Genomic DNA, 18,505 nt, shown 5'->3' on the forward strand with positions numbered 1-18,505 from the left:
CCATGACGGGTTCGTTGGCCATCACCGCACTGTTCATGGGCCTCGTGGGCGGACCCCACTGCGTGGCCATGTGCGGCGCGGCCTGCGCCGGCATTTCGCGCGCCGCGGCGCCGCGCAGCACGCAGGCCCTGCTGGCCTTCCAGGGCAGCCGGATCGCGGGTTATGCGCTCATGGGCGCCCTCGCGGGCGGCTCGGTGCAGGGCCTGGCCTGGGTGGGCGAGCACAGCGCCGCGCTGCGCCCGGTGTGGACCATGTTCCATGTGGCGGCCCTGCTGCTGGGCGCCGTGCTGCTGTGGCAGGCGCGCCAGCCGGCCTGGGTCGACCGGCTCGGGCAGGGCGTATGGCGCAAGGCGCGCCCGGCCATGGCCGCGCTCGGGCCGCGCGCGCCCTTCGTGCTCGGGTTCGGCTGGGCGCTCATGCCATGCGGCCTGCTGTATTCGGCGCTGCTGGTGGCGGCGTTGAGTGCCAATGCCCTCGAAGGTGCGGGCGTGATGGCGCTGTTCGCGCTCGGCACCTCGGTGTCGCTGCTGGCCGGGCCCTGGCTGTTGCTGCGCCTGGGCGAGTGGCGCAGCGGCGGCATGGGCATACGCCTCGCCGGGCTGGTGCTCATGCTGGCCTCGGGCTGGGCGCTGTGGATGGGCATCACCCAGCCGAGCGGCCTGTGGTGCGCGCCCGGGGCGGCCTGAGGCTCAGCGCGGCGCGCGCGAGGGCAGGGTGGCCAGCAGCAGCCCGAGCAGCGCGATGCCGAAGGCCAGCAACTGCAGCGGTGTGAGCCGCTCGCCCATGAACAGCACACCGATGAGCGCGGCGCTGATCGGCAGCATCACGGTGAACACGCCGGCCTGCGAGGCCGGCACGGTCTTGAGGCCGGTCATCCAGAGCCACACCGTCCACACGCTGGCCGCCAGGCCATAGAACACCAGCAGCAGCCACACGGGCGCCGCCACGGCGCTGAAGTCGAACGCGAGCGCGGCCCAGAGCCCCATGGGGGTGACCAGCGCCAGGCCCCAGAGGTTGATCAGCGCCGAGATGCGCTTGGGCCCCAGGCCCTCGGTGAGGCGTTTGCCGATCACCACGTAAGAGGCCTCGCACACCACCGCCGCGAACACCAGCAGGTTGCCCCACAGGGCACGGCCGCCGTCCACCGCCGCGCCCGCGCCGCCCTTGTCGAGCGAGAACAAGCCGATGCCCAGCGCCGCGCAGGCGATGCCCGCGGTGGTGCGCCGCCCGATGCGCTCGCGCAGGAAGATCCAACTCAGGATCGCAACCACCGCCGGGATGGACGACATCACCACGCCCGCGGCGACCGCGGTGGTCATGCTCACGCCGAACAGCATGCAGACCGAAAACAGGAAGTTGCCCAGGAAGGATTCGAGGAACAGCAGCGCTCGCGTGCGCGGGGTGATTGGCGGTTCGTCGGCGGGTTTGCGCAGCCAGTGCGCCATGGCCACGGCGCCGATGCCAAAGCGCAACCAGGCGAGCAGGAACACGGGGAACACGGCCACCAGGGGCTTGGACAGCGCGACGTAGCTGCCCACGAGCGCCATGCTCAGACCCAGGCTGGCGTAGGCCGTGGCGCGGTGAAGGGAGGTCACAGAGGGAGTGGCTTGCACGGAGGAGGTGCGCATGATGCCTCAGGCCGGGCACGGGCTTTCGCGATGAGGAATCTGCTTTTCATATCGTGAAGCGGGTTCATGCTGCGCCGCGCAAAAATTTCTTGATATGGGAGATGGAATTCCGCATTGAAAAATCGAACTTGTTTGCCATTGATTTTCAACGAAAAAATATTTGTCTTATATAAGACACAAGAGCTCTCGCGGGTCTTCTATAAGACATACAGTGGTGGCACAGGCACCGCCCTTGCATCCCGCAGCGAGGCCTCCGTTTTCACCAACCCAAGGAGAGTTTCCATGCCCCAATCCCTCACCGAGCAGCTCAGCCGCGCTCAGCAGATCGAAGCCCTGGAGAAAGACTGGGCGACGAACCCCCGTTGGAAAGGCATCAAGCGCGGCTACAGCGCCGCCGATGTTGTGCGCCTGCGCGGCAGCATGAGCATCGAGCACACGCTGGCCAAGCGCGGCGCCGAGAAGCTGTGGGAAAAGATCAACGGTGGTGCCAAGAAGGGCTACGTGAACGCCTTCGGCGCCATCACCGCTGGCCAGGCCATGCAGCAGGCCAAGGCCGGCCTGGAAGCCGTGTACCTCTCGGGCTGGCAGGTGGCCGCCGATGGCAACACCAGCGAAACCATGTACCCCGACCAGTCGCTCTACGCGTACGACTCGGTGCCGACCATGGTCCGCCGCATCAACAACACCTTCAAGCGCGCCGACGAGATCCAGTGGAGCCGCGGCATCGAGCCGGGCAGCGCCGAGTTCATCGACTACTTCCTGCCCATCGTGGCCGACGCGGAAGCCGGCTTCGGCGGCGTGCTCAACGCCTTCGAGCTCATGAAGAACATGATCGCCGCCGGTGCCGCGGGCGTGCACTTCGAAGACCAGCTGGCGGCCGTGAAGAAGTGCGGCCACATGGGCGGCAAGGTGCTCGTGCCCACGCAAGAAGCCATCGAAAAGCTGATCGCCGCGCGTTTCGCCGCCGACGTGATGGGTGTGTCCACCATCGTGCTGGCCCGCACCGACGCCGAGGCCGCCAACCTGATCACCAGCGACCACGACGCCAACGACAAGCCCTTCCTCACCGGCGAGCGCACGCAGGAAGGCTTCTACCGCGTGAAGAACGGCCTCGAGCAGGCCATCAGCCGCGGTGTGGCCTACGCGCCCTACGCCGACCTGGTGTGGTGCGAAACCGGCACGCCCGACCTGGGCTTCGCGCGCGAGTTCGCGCAGGCCGTGCACGCCAAGAGCCCGGGCAAGCTGCTGAGCTACAACTGCTCGCCCTCGTTCAACTGGAAGAAGAACCTCGACGACAAGACCATCGCCAAGTTCCAGGACGAGCTGTCGGCGCTGGGCTACAAGTACCAGTTCATCACGCTGGCCGGCATCCACATCAACTGGTTCAACACCTTCCAGTTCGCCCACGCCTACGCCCGCGGCGAAGGCATGAAGCACTACACCGAGATGGTGCAGGAGCCCGAATTCAAGGCGCGCGAGCAGGGCTACACCTTCGTGTCGCACCAGCAGGAAGTGGGCGCGGGTTACTTCGACGACGTGACCACCGTGATCCAGGGCGGCTCGTCGAGCGTGAAAGCGCTGACCGGCTCGACCGAGGAAGAGCAGTTCCACTGAGCCGGATCCATCGGATTCCGAGGAGACAAAGCCGCCCTTCGGGGCGGCTTTTTTTGGGCGGGCGAAACAACTGCGAACACCCGTTCGGCCCGCGAACGGGCAGACTCGCGCCCCATGAAACTGCTGCCCTTTGCCCTTACCCTGAGCGCCCTGGCCTTCGTCCCTTTGGCGGCCGTGGCGCAAACCGCAGTCCCGGCCGCGAAGCCCGCTGCGTCCAAACCCGCCAAACCGCCGCTCGCGCGCTCGGCCGCCAAGGCGGTCGAAGAAATGACGCCGATCGAAGAGGACAGTTCGGTCACGCTCAGCGAGGCGGATCTGGCCATCGCCCAGCGCGTGTACGTGGGCAAGATGCCCTGCGAGCTCGGCGCCTCGGTGCAGGTGACGCCGGCCAAGCGGGCCGGCTTTTTCGTGGTGCAGGTGAGCGGCGGCAGCGGTGGCCGCTTCTACATGCACCCGGTGGAAAGCCGCACCGGCGCCATCCGGCTCGAAGACCCCAAGCGCGGTGCGCTCTGGCTGCAGCTGGGCAACAAGTCCATGCTCATGAGCCAGAAGCTCGGCCGCCGCGTGGCCGACGAGTGCATGAGCCCCGAGCAGGTGGTGTTCGCGGGCGAGCTCAAGAAGAACCCGCCCAAGAGCCTGCTCGAGCCGCTCGACCCGCCGGCGGCAGCGCCCGAGGTCAAGGTCGGCGCGCAGTAAGGGCCGAGGCCCTCAATCCCGCGATCAGTGGGGCGCTGGCTGTTCGCGCACCAGCCGGATGCCCACGAGCGGGTAGCGCGTCTGCACCGTGTTCCAGTTGCGGAAGGCGCAGCGCGTGTAGAGCGGCCAGGTGTGCCACGAACCGCCGCGGCGCACTTTCACATTGCCGTCCGCCGGGCCGGCGGGGTCGTTGGTGGGCGAGCGCGCGTAATAGTCTTCGCCATACCAGTCGGACACCCATTCCCACACGTTGCCATGCATGTCGTGCAGTCCGAAGGCGTTGGGCGCGAACGAGCCCACGGGCGCGGTGAAGGCGTGGCCGTCGCGGCCGGGCAGGGCGCGTTCGCGCCAGGTCGGCCAGTTCGCGGCGGCGTCCTGATCGAAGGTGTTGCCCGCGCGGAGCAGGCCTTCGGGTTCGTTGCCGTGCTGGTAGCGCCCCTTGCTGCCGGCGCGGCAGGCGTACTCCCATTCGGCCTCGGTGGGCAGGCGGTAGGTGCGGCCGTCCTGGGCCGAGAGCCAGCGCGCCAGGGCCATGGCGTCGTTCCAGGTCACGTTGACCACCGGGTGGTCGTCGCCTTGGGGAAAGCCGGGGTTCTGCCACGAGTAGCGCGGCTGGCGGCCTTCGAAGGCGTCGCGCCGGGCGGTGGTGGCCGGGTCGTAGCCGGGGTTGTAGCCGTAGCCACCGGTGCCATCGGCGATCGACTCGGGCACGTGGCCCGATCGCTGCAGGAAGGCGCGGAACTGCCCCACCGTCACCTCGTGCCGGCTCATCTCGAAGGCGCGCGTGATGCGCACGCGGTGCACGGGGGCTTCGTCGGTCAGTCCCTCGAAGCGCGAGCGCTCCAGGCCGGGGTAGGCGGCGGCGAGCGTGTCCACGGGCTCGTCGCTGCCCATGTCGAACGTGCCGGCGGGCACGGTCACGAAGGCGATGCCCAGCGGGCCGGTGGGGGCGGGCGCCTGTGCGCAGGCGCTCAGGAGCGTGGCGAGGACCAAGGCCAGCGAGGCGGTGCGCAGCGTCATGCGCGGAGTTTGTGGGACAATTCCCGTCTTTCGCAATCAGCAAGAACGAGAAAGGCATGTCGGTTATGACACCGCGAACTCAGGAGATCTTCTCCGTGGCCCTTTGAGGCCAGCAGTTCGCGCCTGCCCGATCCCCTCCCTTCTCCCCCACGAAAGCGCGGCCCCTGCCGCGCTTTTGTTTTTCCGGACCCGCACCATGCCCCAGATCACGCTTCCCGACGGTTCGCAACGCAGCTTTCCCGCCCCGGTCACCGTGGCCGACGTGGCCGCGTCGATCGGCGCCGGCCTGGCCAAGGCCGCGCTCGGCGGCAAGGTGGACGGCAAGCTGGTCGACACCAGCTTCACCATCGACCGCGATGCATCGCTGGCCATCGTGACCGCCAAGGACGCCGATGGCCTGGAGATGATCCGCCACTCCACGGCCCACCTGCTGGCCTATGCCGTCAAAGAGCTCTACCCCGACGCCCAGGTGACCATCGGCCCGGTGATCGACAACGGCTTCTACTACGACTTCTCGTACAAGCGCCCCTTCACGCCCGAGGACCTGGCCGCGATCGAAAAGCGCATGGCCGAACTCGCCGCCAAGGACGAGAAGGTCGAGCGCCGCGTGCTGCCGCGCGACGAGGCCGTGGCGCACTTCAAGGCCCTGGGCGAGCACTACAAGGCAGAGATCATCGCGAGCATTCCGGCCAACGAAGACGTGAGCCTGTACCGCGAGGGCGGCTTCGAAGACCTGTGCCGCGGCCCCCACGTGCCCAGCACGGGCAAGCTCAAGCACTTCAAGCTCATGAAGGTGGCCGGCGCCTACTGGCGCGGCGACCACCGCAACGAGATGCTGCAACGCATCTACGGCACGGCCTGGGCCAGCAAGGAAGACCTGCAGCAGTACCTGACCATGCTCGAGGAGGCCGAGAAGCGCGACCACCGCAAGCTCGGCCGCGAACTCGATCTGTTTCACCTCGACGAGCACTCGCCGGGCACGGTGTTCTGGCACCCCAAGGGCTGGGCGATCTGGCAGGAGGTGGAGCAGTACATGCGCCGCGTGTACCGCGACAACGGCTACCAGGAGGTCAAGGGCCCGCAGATTCTCGACAAATCGCTGTGGGAAAAGACCGGCCACTGGGACAAGTACCGCGAGAACATGTTCACCACGGAATCGGAGAAGCGCGAGTACGCGCTCAAGCCGATGAACTGTCCGGGCCACATCCTCATCTACAAGCAGGGCATCAAGAGCTACCGCGATCTGCCACTGCGCTACGGCGAGTTCGGCGCCTGCCACCGCAACGAGCCCACGGGCGGCCTGCACGGCATCATGCGTGTGCGCGGCTTCACCCAGGACGACGGCCACATCTTCTGCACCGAGGACATGATCCAGTCCGAGGTGACGGCCTTCACCGCGCTGCTGCAGAAGGTCTACAAGGACTTCGGCTTCACCGAAATCCTCTACAAGCTCTCGACGCGTCCTGAGAAGCGCATCGGCACCGAGGAGAGCTGGGACCGCGCCGAAGCCGCGCTGGCCGAGGGCCTGCGCGCGTCGGGCTGCGAGTTCGAGTACCTGCCGGGCGAGGGCGCCTTCTACGGGCCCAAGATCGAGTACACGCTGAAGGACGCGCTGGGACGACAGTGGCAGTGCGGCACGATCCAGGTTGACCCCAACCTGCCCGAGCGCCTCGACGCCGAGTTCGTGGGCGAAGACGGCTCGCGCCACCGGCCCATCATGCTGCACCGCGCCATCGTGGGCAGCCTCGAGCGTTTCATCGGCATCCTGATCGAGCAGCACGCCGGGGCGCTGCCGGCCTGGCTCGCTCCGGTGCAGGTGGCGGTGCTCAACATCACGGATTCGCAGGCGGATTACTGTCGTGACGTCGCGAAAGCTCTGCAGAATCAAGGGCTTAGGGTCACGACCGACCTGCGCAACGAGAAAATTACGTATAAAATCCGGGAGCACGCGTTGCAAAAGCTGCCTTTCATTGCCGTTGTGGGCGACAAGGAGAAGGCTGCTGGTGCGGTGGCGGTGCGGGCCCGGGGCAACAAAGACCTCGGGGTCATGCCCCTGGAGGCTTTCTCCGAACTGGTGGCCAACACGGTGTCCTCCAAGGCCTGAGCGCAAAGCCGCTCGCGCCCGGGCACCGACCCGCAGTCGCCGCGCTCGACGCGTACACCCCGCGGCCGCAAGGCCGCTTTTGATTCCATCAACCGCCCCTTTCCAAGGAAGCAACCATCGCTACCAACTTTCGCGACCGCCGCCAGCGTGAAGAACGTGCGCACCGCCTGAACCGGGAAATCATGGCCCCCGAGGTCCGCCTCAACGGCCCCGAAAACGAGCCGCTGGGCATCGTGAGCTTGCAAGAGGCCCTTCGCATGGCCGGCGAGCTCGACGTCGATCTCGTGGAGATCGCGGCCACGGCCAATCCGCCGGTGTGCCGCCTGATGGACTACGGCAAGTTCAAGTACCAGGAACAGAAGAAGGCGGCCGAAGCGAAAGCCAAGCAGACGGTCATCGAGATCAAGGAAATCAAGTTCCGCCCTGGCACCGACGACGGCGACTACAACATCAAGATGCGCAACATCCGGCGCTTTCTCGATGAGGGCGACAAGTGCAAGATCACGCTGCGTTTCCGCGGCCGCGAGATCACGCACCAGGAACTGGGTCTGGCGCTGCTGGACCGCATCCGCAACGACCTCGGCGACACGATCGTGGTGGAGCAATTCCCCAAGCTCGAAGGCCGGCAGATGATCATGATGATCGCGCCGAGCCGCAAGAAGGCGGGCGGACAGAACAAACCGGCCGAGGCGGCAACGCCCGCGGCTACCCCTTCGGCGGCCTGAGCCGGCGAAGCATCCGATTGATCGGTCGAGGTTGGTCCCTCGGCCGATCGAGGCGCCCGCCGCAAGGTGAGCGCCGAACGCCACCCCGCAAGGGGCGGTGACAAAAGTGGCTCGGGGCCCATCAAGACCGCGGTTCGTTGCCGCGGGCGCCTCACGAGCACAAATCAAAAGGAGCATTCCAATGCCCAAGATGAAGACCAAGAGCAGCGCGAAGAAGCGTTTTCGCGTTCGTCCCGGTGGCACCGTCAAGCGCGGTCAAGCCTTCAAGCGTCACATCCTGACCAAGAAGACCACCAAGAACAAGCGCCACCTGCGGGGTGCGGTGAATGTGCATGAGACCAACATGGGTCACATGGCGCAGATGCTGCCTTTCGCCGGGCTGTAAGGCTGGCTTGTAATCACGACGAACAAGGAGAAGCAACATGCCTCGCGTCAAACGTGGTGTCACGGCTCGCGCCCGACACAAGAAAGTTCTGGCCCTCGCCAAAGGTTTCCGCGGCCGCCGCGGTAACGTCTTCCGCATCGCCAAACAGGCGGTGATGAAGGCCGGCCAGTACGCCTACCGCGACCGCCGCACCAAGAAACGTGTGTTCCGCCAACTGTGGATCGCCCGTATCAACGCCGGTGCACGCGCCAACGGCCTGACGTACAGCCAGTTCGCCAACGGTCTGAAGAAGGCCCAGATCGAGATCGACCGCAAGGTCCTCGCCGACCTGGCCGTCAACGATCCCGCGGCTTTCGGCAGCATCGTGGAGCAGGTCAAAGCCAAGCTGGCCAACGCTTGATCCCCGGCCGGGCGGCTTGTCCGCCCGCGGCCGTTCGAAAGGGTTGAGGCTTGAGGGGTCACCCGCCGGCTTCAGCCCTTTTTTCATTGCATCGGACACCCATCGCATGAACGAGTTGGACTCCCTGGTTCACAGCGCGCGCGCCGAATTCGCGCAGGCCGCCACGCCGGCCGAGCTGGAGAACGCCAAGGCCCGTTACCTCGGCAAGGCCGGCCGCATCACCGAGCTCATGAAGGGCATGGGGGCGCTGTCGGTCGACGAGAAGAAGACGCGCGGTGCCGCGATCAACGTCGCCAAGCAGGCCGTCGAGGCCGCACTCACCGAGCGCCGCCAGGCCCTGGCCGACGCCGAACTGCAGGCCCAGCTCAAGGCCGAAGCGCTGGACGTGAGTCTGCCGGGCCGCCAGCGCGGCGCGGGCGGGCTGCACCCGGTGAGCCTCACGCTCGAACGCATCGAGGCCATCTTCGGCTCCATGGGCTTCGAGGTCGCCGACGGCCCCGAGATCGAGTCCGACTGGTTCAACTTCACCGCCTTGAACACGCCCGAGGACCACCCGGCGCGTTCCATGCACGACACCTTCTACGTCGAAGGCGGTTCGGCCAAGGCGCCCAACCTGCTGCGCACGCACACCAGTCCGATGCAGATCCGCCACGCGGTGCAGCACGTCAAGCGCCACCGCGCGGCGCTCGACGCGGGGCAGGGCATGCCCGAGATCCGCGTGATCGCGCCGGGCCGCACCTACCGCGTCGACAGCGACGCCACGCACTCGCCCATGTTCCATCAGTGCGAAGGCCTGTGGATCGGCGAGAACGTGAGCTTCAAGGACCTCAAGGTCGTCTTCACCGATTTCTGCCGCACCTTCTTCGAGAGCGAAGACCTGGTGCTGCGCTTCCGCCCGAGCTTCTTCCCGTTCACCGAGCCCAGCGCCGAGATCGACATCCAGTTCCAGAGCGGCCCGCTGGCCGGGCGCTGGCTCGAGGTGGCGGGCTCGGGCCAGGTGCACCCGAACGTGGTGCGCAACATGGGCCTGGACCCTGAGCGTTACATCGGCTTTGCCTTCGGCATGGGGCCCGACCGCCTGACCATGCTGCGCTATGGCGTGAACGACCTGCGCCTGTTCTTCGACGGCGACGTGCGTTTCCTCAGCCAGTTCCGATAAGCCGACCAGCCGACAAGCGACCACCATGCAATTCCCCGAATCCTGGCTGCGCGCCTTCTGCAACCCGCCGCTGACCAGCCAGCAACTCGCCGACACCCTCACCATGGCCGGGCTCGAGGTCGAGGAGCTGCGCCCCGTGGCCCCGCCGTTCTCCAAGGTCGTGGTGGGCGAGATCAGGGCCGCCGAGCAGCACCCGAACGCCGACCGCCTGCGCGTGTGCCAGGTGGACGTGGGGCAGGGCGCCTTGCTCAACATCGTGTGCGGTGCGCCCAATGCGCGCGTGGGCATCAAGGTGCCGTGCGCGCTCGTGGGCGCCGAACTGCCGCCCGGTGACGACGGCAAGCCCTTTGCGATCAAGCTCGGCAAGCTGCGCGGCGTGGAAAGCCAGGGCATGCTGTGCTCGGCGCGCGAGCTCAAGCTCTCGGAAGACCATGGCGGCCTGCTCGAACTGCCGGCCGACGCCGTGGTGGGCCGCGACATCCGTGAGCAGCTCGCGCTCGACGACATGCTGTTCACGCTCAAGCTCACGCCCAACCTGGCGCACTGCCTGAGCGTGTACGGCATTGCGCGCGAGCTCTCGGCCATCACGGGTGCACCGCTGCAGGCGCCGAGCTTCCCGGCGGCGCCCGTGGCGCTGGCCGAGCGCCTGCCCGTGCGCGTGGAAGCCGCCGATCTGTGTGGCCGGTTCAGCGGCCGTGTGGTGCGTGGCGTGAACACGCAGGTGCAGACGCCGGCCTGGATGGTGGAACGACTGGCGCGCTGCGGCCAGCGCAGCGTCTCGCCGCTGGTGGACATCTCCAACTACGTGATGTTCGAGTTCGGCCGCCCCTCGCACATCTTCGACCTCGACAAGATCCACGGCGGCCTGCAGGTGCGCTGGGGCCGTGCGGGCGAATCGCTCAAGCTGCTCAACGGCAACACCATCACGGTCGACGCCGAGGTCGGCGTGATCGCCGACGAGCAGGCGGTGGAGTCGCTCGCGGGCATCATGGGCGGCGACGCCACCGCGGTGTCCGACGACACGAAGAACATCTACATCGAGGCCGCGTTCTGGTGGCCCAAGGCCATCGCGGGCCGCTCACGCCGCTACAACTTCAGCACCGACGCGGGCCACCGCTTCGAGCGCGGCGTCGATCCCTCGACCACGGTCGAGCACATCGAACACATCACGCGCCTCGTGCTCGAGATCTGCGGCGGCCAGGCCGGCCCGATCGACGACCACGTGGTCAATGTGCCGCAGCCCAGGCCCGTGACGCTGCGCGTGGCGCGCGCGAGCAAGGTCATCGGCATGCCCGTGAGCCAGGCGCAGTGCGCCGACACCCTGCGTCGCCTGGGCCTGGCGGTGCAGGAAGGCGAGGGCACGGTGACCGTCACGCCGCCGGCCTACCGCTTCGATCTGCAGATCGAGGAAGACCTGATCGAAGAGGTGGTGCGCCTGATCGGCTACGAGCAGCTGCCGACCACGCCGCCGCTGGCGCCCATCACCGCCAAGATCCGCCCCGAGGCGCGCCGCGGCCCGTTCGCGCTGCGCCGCCAGCTCGCGCAGCTGGGCTACCAGGAAACCATCAACTTCAGCTTCGTCGAGGCGCGGTGGGAGCATGAACTCGCGGGCAACGCCGACCCGATCAAGCTGCTCAACCCGATCGCGAGCCAGATGAGCGTGATGCGCTCCTCGCTCGTGGGCAGCCTGATCGCCGCGCTCAAGTTCAACCTCGACCGCCGCGCGGAGCGCGTGCGCCTGTTCGAGATCGGCCGCGTGTTCCGCAAGGACACGTCGGTCGCCGACAGCGACACCAGCGTGGCCGGCTTCGACCAGCCCATGCGCGTGGCCGGCCTGGCCGGCGGTCCGGTCAATGCCTTGCAGTGGGGCGAGGCCGAACGCGTGGCCGACTTCTTCGACGCCAAAGGCGATGTCGAGGCGCTGCTCGCGCCGCGCCGCGCCGAGTTCCGCGCCGCCGAGCACCCCGCGATGCACCCGGGCCGTTGCGCCGCCGTCTGGCTCGATGGCCGCTGCATCGGCCATGTGGGCGAACTGCATCCGCGCTGGCGCCAGGCCTACGACTTGCCCAGCGCCCCCGTGCTGTTCGAACTTGAACTCGACGCGGTGCTGGCCCGTCCCGTGCCCGTGTTCCAGGGCGTGAGCCGCCACCAGCCGGTCGAGCGCGACCTGGCCCTGGTGGTGAACGAGTCGGTGACGCACGACGCGGTGCTGTCGGCCATCCGCGCCGCGGGCGGCGAGTGGCTGCGCGACGCGGTGCTGTTCGATGTCTACCGGCCCAAGAAAGGCGCGCCCGCGGGCAACCTGGCCGCCGACGAGAAGAGCCTCGCGGTGCGCCTCGTGCTCAACCGCGACGACGCTACACTGACCGAAGAACAGATCGAGGCCACGGTGGCCGCGGCACTGGCGGCGCTGCAACAGCGCACCGGCGCGCGCCTGCGCACCTGAACCCGGCCCGTCGCAAGCAAGGAGATCGAAGAATGGAACTGGCTGTCGAAAGCCTCGAAACCCCGGCCCTCACGAAGGCGCAACTGGCCGAGCTGCTGTTCGACCAGATCGGTCTGAACAAGCGTGAGTCCAAGGACATGATCGACGCTTTCTTCGACCTCATCACCGAGAGCCTGGTCAACGGGACCGACGTGAAGATCTCCGGCTTCGGCAATTTCCAGATCCGCACCAAGGCGGCCCGTCCCGGCCGCAATCCGCGCACCGGCGAGCCCGTGGCCATCGAGGCACGCCGCGTGGTCACCTTCCACGCCAGCCCCAAGCTCAAGGAGCAGGTGCAGGCGGCGGTCATCGGCGATTGATCGCCGCTGCTCGGCCGCCTGGAGTCTGGCTGCAACATATCTCACGAAAACCGGCATACCCCCCTCCGGTTGGCCGGCACTTAGAGTAAATTCAAGGTTCGGTTTCTACCGCCTTGATTTACATGGAGAATTCTCTCCCCCCGATTCCCGCCAAGCGCTACTTCACCATCGGTGAGGTGGGCGAGCTCTGTGGCGTCAAGCCGCACGTGCTGCGCTACTGGGAGCAGGAGTTCACTCAGCTGCGCCCCATGAAGCGCCGGGGCAACCGGCGCTATTACCAGCACCACGAGGTGTTGATGATCCGTCGCATCCGCGAGCTGCTGTACGAACAGGGCTTCACCATCAGCGGGGCGCGCAACAAGTTGCAGGAACTGGCCCAGACCGAACGCGACGAGAAGCGCCGCCGCGACGACGAGGACGAGGCCATCGATGTGATCGATCTCGACGCCGTCATCCACGAGGACGACACGGTGGTGGTGTCGGCCACGGTGGCCGCGCCGGTGGTCCCGACTTCGCTCGTGAGCGAGGTGCGGCGCGAGTTGCTCGAAATTCGCGAACTTCTGCGCCTGACTCCCTGAAAACGGCCTTTTTCGCAGGCTATAATGCGAGGCTTGTCGGCGTGTAGCGCAGCCTGGTAGCGCACTTGCATGGGGTGCAAGGGGTCGCGAGTTCGAATCCCGCCACGCCGACCATTTATTGCGAAAGCCCTCGAATCGAAAGGTTCGAGGGCTTTTTTGCTTTCCGGCTGCGTGAACTCTTTATACTGTAAATAAATACAGTATCGTGAGGATTCCATGATCCAGCCACCGCGCCGGAGGACACCATGTCCCTGGCCGTTTTGAAGCCTTCTGCGTCCGTGGCCCCTGCCTGGCCCGCCGGCGTCTGGTCGGCCAATCAGCTCGACGCGGCCGTGCGGCGCACCTGGTCCAGCGGTTTTGCGCCGCTCGACGCCGTGCTGCCCGGGGGCGGCTGGCCCGCACACGCCCTCACCGAAATCCTGGGCGAGCCCGATGGCGGCACCGAGTGGCGCCTGCTGGCGCCCGTGCTGGCCAGCCTGGCCCGCGAAGGCCGGGAGCTGCTGCTGGTCGGGCCGCCGCACCCGCCGCACCTGCCCGGGCTGGTGGCCTGGGGCCTGCCGGCGCGGCAACTGGTCTGGCTGCAGGCCCGGGCACCGGCCGAGCGCCTGTGGAGCACCGAGCAGCTGATCAAGGCCCGCACCGGCGGCGCGGTGCTGGCCTGGTTGCCGCAGGCGCGCGGACCGCAACTGCGCCGCCTGCAGGTGCTCGCAGCCGAGCACGACGCGCCCGTGTTCATCTGCCGGCCGGCCCAGGCCGCGCACCAGGCCTCGCCCGCACCCTTGCGCCTGAAGACCCGGGCGCAGCCCGATTGGGGCATTGAACTCGAGTTGCTCAAGCGCAAAGGGCCGCCGCTGGCGCGGCCGTTGCGCCTGCAGGTGGTGCCGCCCGGGTTGGCGGCCGTGTTGCCGCCGCGGCTGTGGCCGCTGCCAAGGCCTTCGACGGAGCCCGCACGTGTGGTGGTGCGCCCTGTGTCCGAGCCCGTCCTGCACTGAGGCCACCCAGCGCGCGCTCGGGCTCTGGGCCCTGGGGTACACGCCGCGGGTGGCGCTGGTCGACGAGGCCGTGCTGGTCGAGTTGTCGGCGAGCGTGCGCCTGTTCGGTGGCCGCGCGGCCTTGCGCGCACGCGTGCAGAGCGAGGCCGCGCAGCTCGGGGCCGAGGCCATGGCCTGGGGGCCCAACGGCCTGGCTGCGCTGGCCCTGGCGCGAGCCGGCCGGGGCGAGCTCGACGGCCGCACACTCGCGCCAGCGCTCGATGCCTTGCCGTTGTCCGTGCTGAGCGCGGCGCGCCCGCACGCCCAGGCCCTGGCGCAGACCGGCTGCCGCACCCTGGGCGAGCTGCGCCGCCGCCCGCGCGCCGCGCTCGGACGCCGTTTCGATCAGGCCCTCTTGCATGCGCTCGACCAGTTGTATGGCGAGGCCCACGAGGCCCATGGCTGGCTGGTCGCGCCCGAGGTGTTCGAGGCCCGCCTGGAGCTGCCGTCGCGCGTGGACGAGGCCGGCGCCCTGGTGTTCGGGGCGCGCCGCCTGCTGATGCAGCTGGCGGGTTGGCTGTTCGCGCGGCGCAGCGGGGTGCTGGCCTTCACGCTGCGCTGGGCGCACGACGCGATGCGTTCGCGCGAGGTCGGTCCCGAAGACGCCCTGGGCGTGCGCACCGCGCAGCCCACGCGCGACGTCGAGCACCTGGCGCGCCTGCTGGCCGAGCACCTGGCGCACGTGCAGCTGCAGGCGCCTGTGGGCGAGTTGTGGCTGCGGGCCGACGAGGTGCGCCCCCTGGTCGAGACCAGCACCGACCTGCTGCCGCCCACGCCCGGCGCGGCGCAGGGCGGCGAGGCCTTGCCGCGGGTGCTCGAGCGCATCGCCGCGCGGCTGGGCGAGCAGCGCGTGCTGCGCCCCGTGCCCGTGGCCGACCACCGTCCCGAAGCCATGTGCCGCTGGCAGCCCGCCGATCGGCCACTGCCGCGCCAGGCGGTGCCGCTCACCGACACCCCGCAGCCGGGTTTTCTGCTGCCCGAGCCGCTCAAGCTCGTGGTGCGTGGCAACCGCCCGGTGTACTTCGACGAACTGCGCCTGTTGCTCGGACCGCAGCGGGTGGAAGGCGGCTGGTGGGACCGCGAAGAATCGCGGGGCCGCATGCACCTGGTGGTGCGCGACTACTGGCTGGCGTTTTCCGCGCGCGCGGGCCTGTTGTGGGTGTTCCAGACCCGTGCCACCGACGGCGCGGCACCGGCTTGGTACCTGCACGGCTTTTTCGCCTGAGGCCCCCGATGGATGCCCCCGCCACCCTGCCGGCGTACGCCGAGCTGTGCTGCCTCTCCAACTTCTCGTTCCTGCAGGGCGCGAGCCACCCCGAGGAGCTGGTGGCGCGCGCGCACGAACTCGGCTACAGCGCGCTCGCCATCACCGACGACTGCACCCTGGCCGGCGTGGTGCGCGCGCACGTGGCCGCGAAGGAGCGCGGCCTGCCGCTGCTGATCGGCAGCCGCTTCGAGGTCGACGACCCGGTGCACGGCCGCTTCGCGCTGGTGCTGCTGGCCACCTCGCGCGAGGCTTATGGCCACCTGTGCGAGTTCATCACGCGCCTGCGCCGGCGCTCGCCCAAGGGCACGTACCGGCTGGCGCCGCACGACATCGACGGCGCCGCGCTGCCCGAATGCCTGGCCATCGCCATGCCCGCACGGCATGCGCCGCAAAGCGCCTGCGACGCGATCGCGCGCTGGCTGCTGCAGCACTTCATCGGCCGCTGCTGGCTGGGCGTGGTGCAGCGCCGCGCGCTCGACGACGAGCTGCACCTGCACCGCCTGCGCGAAAGCGGCCGGTTGTGCGCCGTGCCGCTGGTGGCGGTGGGCGATGCGCGCCTGCACCGGCGCTCGCGCAAACCGCTGCACGACGTGCTCACCGCCACGCGCGTGGGCCGGCCCTTGCGCGACTGCGGCTTCGAGCTCGCCGAAAGCGCCGAGCAGCGGCTGCGTTCGCGCCTGCTGCTGTCGCAGCGCTTTCCGCCCGAGCTGCTGGCCGAGACCCTGCAGGTGGCGGCGCGTTGCCGCTTCTCGCTCGACGAGCTCAGGTACCAGTACCCCGACGAGGTGGTGCCGCCGGGCCACACGCCCGCGAGCTGGTTGCGCCAGCTGGTGCGCGAAGGCATGGCCTGGCGCTGGCCCGAGGGCGTGCCGCCGCGCTGGGAGCGGCAGATCGAGCACGAGCTCGCGCTCATCACCGAGCTGCGCTACGAGCACTACTTCCTCACGGTGCACGACGTGGTGGCCTTCGCGCGCCGCGAGAACATCCTCTGTCAGGGGCGCGGCTCGGCGGCCAACAGCGTGGTGTGCTTCTGCCTGGGCATCACCGAGGTGAACCCGGGCGAGATGTCCATGCTGTTCGAGCGCTTCATCTCGCGCGAGCGCCGCGAGCCGCCCGATATCGACGTGGACTTCGAGCACCAGCGGCGCGAGGAGGTGATCCAGTACCTCTACCGCAAATACGGCCGCGACCGCGCCGCGCTCACGGCCACCGTCATCAGCTACCGCCCGCGCAGCGCGTTGCGTGACGTGGCCAAGGCCCTGGGAGTGGACCTGGGGGTGATCCAGGCACTCAACAAGGGCGTGCGCTGGTGGGAGGGCGAGGGCATCGCGCCCGAACGGCTGATCGAGGTCGGTCTCGACCCCGCGTCGCTGCAGGTGCGCCAGCTGGTCGAGCTCGCGACCGAACTCATGGGCTTTCCGCGCCACCTGTCGCAGCACACCGGGGGCTTCGTGCTCACGCGCGGGCCGCTCACGCGCCTGGTGCCGGTGCAGAACGCGGCCATGCCCGACCGCACCGTGATCGAGTGGGACAAGGACGACCTCGACGCGCTGGGCCTGCTCAAGGTCGACGTGCTCGCGCTCGGCATGCTCACCGCCATCCGCAAGGCGCTCGAGCTGATCGGTCAGCGCCTGGGCCGGCCCTTCGGCATGCCCGACGTGCCCCGGGAAGACGCGGCCACCTACGACATGGTCTGCGAGGCCGACACCGTGGGCGTGTTCCAGATCGAAAGCCGCGCGCAGATGAGCATGCTGCCGCGCCTGCGGCCGCGCCGCTTCTACGACCTGGTGATCGAGGTGGCGCTGGTGCGGCCCGGCCCGATCCAGGGCGGAGCGGTGCACCCCTACCTGAACCGGCGCCAGGGCAAGGAGCCCGTGGTCTACCCACCGGCCCTGCACGACGCGCTGGAACGCACGCTGGGCGTGCCCGTGTTCCAGGAGCAGTGCATGCAGATCGCCATGATCGCCGCGGGCTTCACGCCCGACGAGGCCGATGGTCTGCGCCGCGCAATGGCGGCCTGGAAGCGCAAGGGCAACCTGGGCCGCTACGAGCAGCGGCTGCTGCAGGGCATGGCCGATCGCGGCTACGACCCGGCGTTCGCGCGTGGCGTGGTCGAGCAGGTGAAGGGCTTTTCGAGCTACGGTTTTCCCGAGAGCCATGCCGCGAGCTTTGCCAAGCTGGTCTACGTGAGCTGCTGGATCAAGCGCCACCACCCCGATGTGTTCCTGGTGGCTTTGCTCAACAGCCAGCCCCTGGGCTTCTACACGCCGAACCAGTTGATGCAGGACGCGCGCCGCCACGGGGTGGAGGTGTTGCCGGTGGACGTGTCGCACAGCGACTGGGACGCAGCGCTCGCCCCCCCGACCCAGGCGGCCGGCCCCCTGCGAGCCGTGCGCCTGGGGCTAGGTCTCGTGGACGGTTTGTCGGCGGCGGCCGGGCAGCGCATCGTGGCCGCGCGCAGCGCGCGGGCTTTCGACGACGTGGCCGATCTGGCGCGGCGCGCGCGGCTGGGGCGGCGGGAGCTGGCGCAGTTGGCCGCGGCCGATGCGCTGGCTTCGCTCAGTGGGCACCGGCGCCAGCAGGTGTGGGACGCGGTGGCGCTGCAAGCGGTGCCCGCCTTGCTGGCCGAGGCGCCGGTGCACGAAGCGCCGCTGGCGCTGCCCGAGGCGCCCGAGGGCGAGGCCGTTGCCTGGGACTACATGAGCCTGGGCCTCACGCTGAGGCGCCACCCGCTGGCCTTGTTGCGTCCGGTGCTCGAACGCCGCCGCCTGCTCAGCGCGGCCGATCTGCAGGCCGCGCCCGACCGCCGGCTTGTGCGCTGCGCGGGCATCGTCACGCTGCGCCAGCAGCCCGAGACCGCCAGTGGCGTGGTCTTCGTGAGCCTGGAGGACGAGACCGGTGTGGTGCAGGTCATCGTGTGGCGGCGCATCCGCGAGCGCTTTCGCCAGGTGCTGTTGCACGCGCGCCTGCTCGCGGTGTATGGGCACTGGCAGCGCGAGGGCCCGGTGGGCAACCTGATCGCAGGTTACCTGGAAGACCTCACGCCCCTGCTCGGGCAACTGGCCACGGGCAGGAGCCGGGACTTTCATTGAG

Annotated in this window: 16 protein-coding genes and 1 tRNA gene; 15 read left to right on the forward strand and 2 right to left on the reverse strand. The window is 68.7% G+C overall.

What is annotated here, in order from left to right; all coding sequences use genetic code 11:
* Nucleotides 1–2: 2 nt before the first annotated feature.
* Entirely contained in the window at nucleotides 3–686 is a 684-nt protein-coding gene (locus tag G9Q37_RS05655) for a sulfite exporter TauE/SafE family protein (protein WP_166225781.1), read from the forward strand.
* Nucleotides 687–689: 3 nt separating this feature from the next.
* Here the strand turns inward: G9Q37_RS05655 and G9Q37_RS05660 are convergent, their stop codons facing one another.
* Nucleotides 690–1,628 (reverse strand): DMT family transporter, encoded by a 939-nt coding sequence (locus G9Q37_RS05660; RefSeq protein ID WP_166225784.1) that lies wholly within the window; start codon nucleotides 1,626–1,628, stop codon nucleotides 690–692.
* 282 nt (nucleotides 1,629–1,910) lie between these two features.
* On the opposite strand from G9Q37_RS05660, the gene aceA reads away from it, so the two are divergent.
* Both aceA and G9Q37_RS05670 read left to right on the forward strand, forming a co-directional pair.
* A complete protein-coding gene (aceA, locus tag G9Q37_RS05665; protein WP_166225787.1) occupies nucleotides 1,911–3,242 on the forward strand; it encodes an isocitrate lyase in 1,332 nt (443 codons plus the stop codon).
* A gap of 114 nt (nucleotides 3,243–3,356) precedes the next feature.
* Nucleotides 3,357–3,938, forward strand: a complete 582-nt coding sequence (locus tag G9Q37_RS05670) for a hypothetical protein (RefSeq protein ID WP_166225790.1) — start codon at nucleotides 3,357–3,359, stop codon at nucleotides 3,936–3,938.
* A 24-nt stretch (nucleotides 3,939–3,962) separates the two neighbouring features.
* Here G9Q37_RS05670 and G9Q37_RS05675 read toward each other — a convergent pair whose 3' ends face one another.
* Nucleotides 3,963–4,958, reverse strand: coding sequence for a formylglycine-generating enzyme family protein (locus tag G9Q37_RS05675; RefSeq protein ID WP_166225793.1), 996 nt, complete (start codon nucleotides 4,956–4,958; stop codon nucleotides 3,963–3,965).
* Nucleotides 4,959–5,154: 196 nt separating this feature from the next.
* Here G9Q37_RS05675 and thrS point away from each other — a divergent pair, with 196 nt between their 5' ends.
* The 12 genes from thrS (at nucleotide 5,155) to G9Q37_RS05735 (ending at nucleotide 18,504) form a co-directional block, all read left to right on the forward strand.
* Nucleotides 5,155–7,062 carry a threonine--tRNA ligase gene (gene thrS, locus G9Q37_RS05680; protein WP_166225796.1) on the forward strand — a complete coding sequence of 636 codons (1,908 nt, stop codon included), beginning with the start codon at nucleotides 5,155–5,157 and terminating at the stop codon, nucleotides 7,060–7,062.
* 182 nt (nucleotides 7,063–7,244) lie between these two features.
* Entirely contained in the window at nucleotides 7,245–7,787 is a 543-nt protein-coding gene (gene infC, locus G9Q37_RS05685; RefSeq protein WP_240936528.1) for a translation initiation factor IF-3, read from the forward strand.
* Nucleotides 7,788–7,968: 181 nt separating this feature from the next.
* Nucleotides 7,969–8,172, forward strand: a complete 204-nt coding sequence (rpmI, locus tag G9Q37_RS05690; RefSeq protein WP_009517525.1) for a 50S ribosomal protein L35 — start codon at nucleotides 7,969–7,971, stop codon at nucleotides 8,170–8,172.
* 37 nt (nucleotides 8,173–8,209) lie between these two features.
* Complete coding sequence (gene rplT, locus G9Q37_RS05695) at nucleotides 8,210–8,572, forward strand: 50S ribosomal protein L20 (RefSeq protein ID WP_166225798.1); 363 nt, start codon at nucleotides 8,210–8,212, stop codon at nucleotides 8,570–8,572.
* Nucleotides 8,573–8,678: 106 nt separating this feature from the next.
* Nucleotides 8,679–9,731, forward strand: coding sequence for a phenylalanine--tRNA ligase subunit alpha (gene pheS / locus G9Q37_RS05700; protein WP_166225801.1), 1,053 nt, complete (start codon nucleotides 8,679–8,681; stop codon nucleotides 9,729–9,731).
* 25 nt (nucleotides 9,732–9,756) lie between these two features.
* The gene (gene pheT, locus G9Q37_RS05705; protein ID WP_166225804.1) at nucleotides 9,757–12,177 is read left to right on the forward strand and encodes a phenylalanine--tRNA ligase subunit beta; all 2,421 of its coding nucleotides are present in this window, start codon (nucleotides 9,757–9,759) and stop codon (nucleotides 12,175–12,177) included.
* Between the two features lie 32 nt (nucleotides 12,178–12,209).
* The gene (locus tag G9Q37_RS05710; RefSeq protein WP_166225807.1) at nucleotides 12,210–12,536 is read left to right on the forward strand and encodes an integration host factor subunit alpha; all 327 of its coding nucleotides are present in this window, start codon (nucleotides 12,210–12,212) and stop codon (nucleotides 12,534–12,536) included.
* A 122-nt stretch (nucleotides 12,537–12,658) separates the two neighbouring features.
* Nucleotides 12,659–13,114, forward strand: a complete 456-nt coding sequence (locus tag G9Q37_RS05715) for a MerR family transcriptional regulator (protein WP_166225810.1) — start codon at nucleotides 12,659–12,661, stop codon at nucleotides 13,112–13,114.
* A gap of 37 nt (nucleotides 13,115–13,151) precedes the next feature.
* Nucleotides 13,152–13,228 (forward strand) — tRNA-Pro (locus tag G9Q37_RS05720).
* A gap of 131 nt (nucleotides 13,229–13,359) precedes the next feature.
* Nucleotides 13,360–14,106, forward strand: coding sequence for a translesion DNA synthesis-associated protein ImuA (imuA, locus tag G9Q37_RS05725; RefSeq protein ID WP_166225813.1), 747 nt, complete (start codon nucleotides 13,360–13,362; stop codon nucleotides 14,104–14,106).
* On the forward strand, nucleotides 14,066–15,370 hold the full coding sequence (locus G9Q37_RS05730; RefSeq protein WP_205710727.1) for a Y-family DNA polymerase: 1,305 nt from the start codon (nucleotides 14,066–14,068) through the stop codon (nucleotides 15,368–15,370). Before imuA ends, G9Q37_RS05730 begins: the two co-directional genes overlap by 41 nt.
* An 8-nt stretch (nucleotides 15,371–15,378) precedes the next feature.
* Nucleotides 15,379–18,504, forward strand: a complete 3,126-nt coding sequence (locus G9Q37_RS05735; protein ID WP_166225816.1) for an error-prone DNA polymerase — start codon at nucleotides 15,379–15,381, stop codon at nucleotides 18,502–18,504.
* The last annotated feature ends 1 nt before the right edge of the window (nucleotide 18,505 follow it).

The organism is Hydrogenophaga crocea (assembly GCF_011388215.1).
In the GTDB taxonomy this organism is placed as follows: Bacteria; Pseudomonadota; Gammaproteobacteria; order Burkholderiales; family Burkholderiaceae_C; genus Hydrogenophaga; species Hydrogenophaga crocea.

Coding starts and splice junctions, on each gene's coding strand:
- rplT (WP_166225798.1), top strand. CDS start 8,210: ATGCCTCGCGTCAAACGTGGTGTCACGGCTCGCGCCCGACACAAGAAA.
- G9Q37_RS05675 (WP_166225793.1), bottom strand. CDS start 4,958: ATGACGCTGCGCACCGCCTCGCTGGCCTTGGTCCTCGCCACGCTCCTG.
- pheS (WP_166225801.1), top strand. CDS start 8,679: ATGAACGAGTTGGACTCCCTGGTTCACAGCGCGCGCGCCGAATTCGCG.
- G9Q37_RS05670 (WP_166225790.1), top strand. CDS start 3,357: ATGAAACTGCTGCCCTTTGCCCTTACCCTGAGCGCCCTGGCCTTCGTC.
- aceA (WP_166225787.1), top strand. CDS start 1,911: ATGCCCCAATCCCTCACCGAGCAGCTCAGCCGCGCTCAGCAGATCGAA.
- infC (WP_240936528.1), top strand. CDS start 7,245: ATGGCCCCCGAGGTCCGCCTCAACGGCCCCGAAAACGAGCCGCTGGGC.
- G9Q37_RS05710 (WP_166225807.1), top strand. CDS start 12,210: ATGGAACTGGCTGTCGAAAGCCTCGAAACCCCGGCCCTCACGAAGGCG.
- G9Q37_RS05660 (WP_166225784.1), bottom strand. CDS start 1,628: ATGCGCACCTCCTCCGTGCAAGCCACTCCCTCTGTGACCTCCCTTCAC.
- pheT (WP_166225804.1), top strand. CDS start 9,757: ATGCAATTCCCCGAATCCTGGCTGCGCGCCTTCTGCAACCCGCCGCTG.
- G9Q37_RS05735 (WP_166225816.1), top strand. CDS start 15,379: ATGGATGCCCCCGCCACCCTGCCGGCGTACGCCGAGCTGTGCTGCCTC.
- rpmI (WP_009517525.1), top strand. CDS start 7,969: ATGCCCAAGATGAAGACCAAGAGCAGCGCGAAGAAGCGTTTTCGCGTT.
- imuA (WP_166225813.1), top strand. CDS start 13,360: ATGTCCCTGGCCGTTTTGAAGCCTTCTGCGTCCGTGGCCCCTGCCTGG.
- G9Q37_RS05655 (WP_166225781.1), top strand. CDS start 3: ATGACGGGTTCGTTGGCCATCACCGCACTGTTCATGGGCCTCGTGGGC.
- thrS (WP_166225796.1), top strand. CDS start 5,155: ATGCCCCAGATCACGCTTCCCGACGGTTCGCAACGCAGCTTTCCCGCC.
- G9Q37_RS05715 (WP_166225810.1), top strand. CDS start 12,659: ATGGAGAATTCTCTCCCCCCGATTCCCGCCAAGCGCTACTTCACCATC.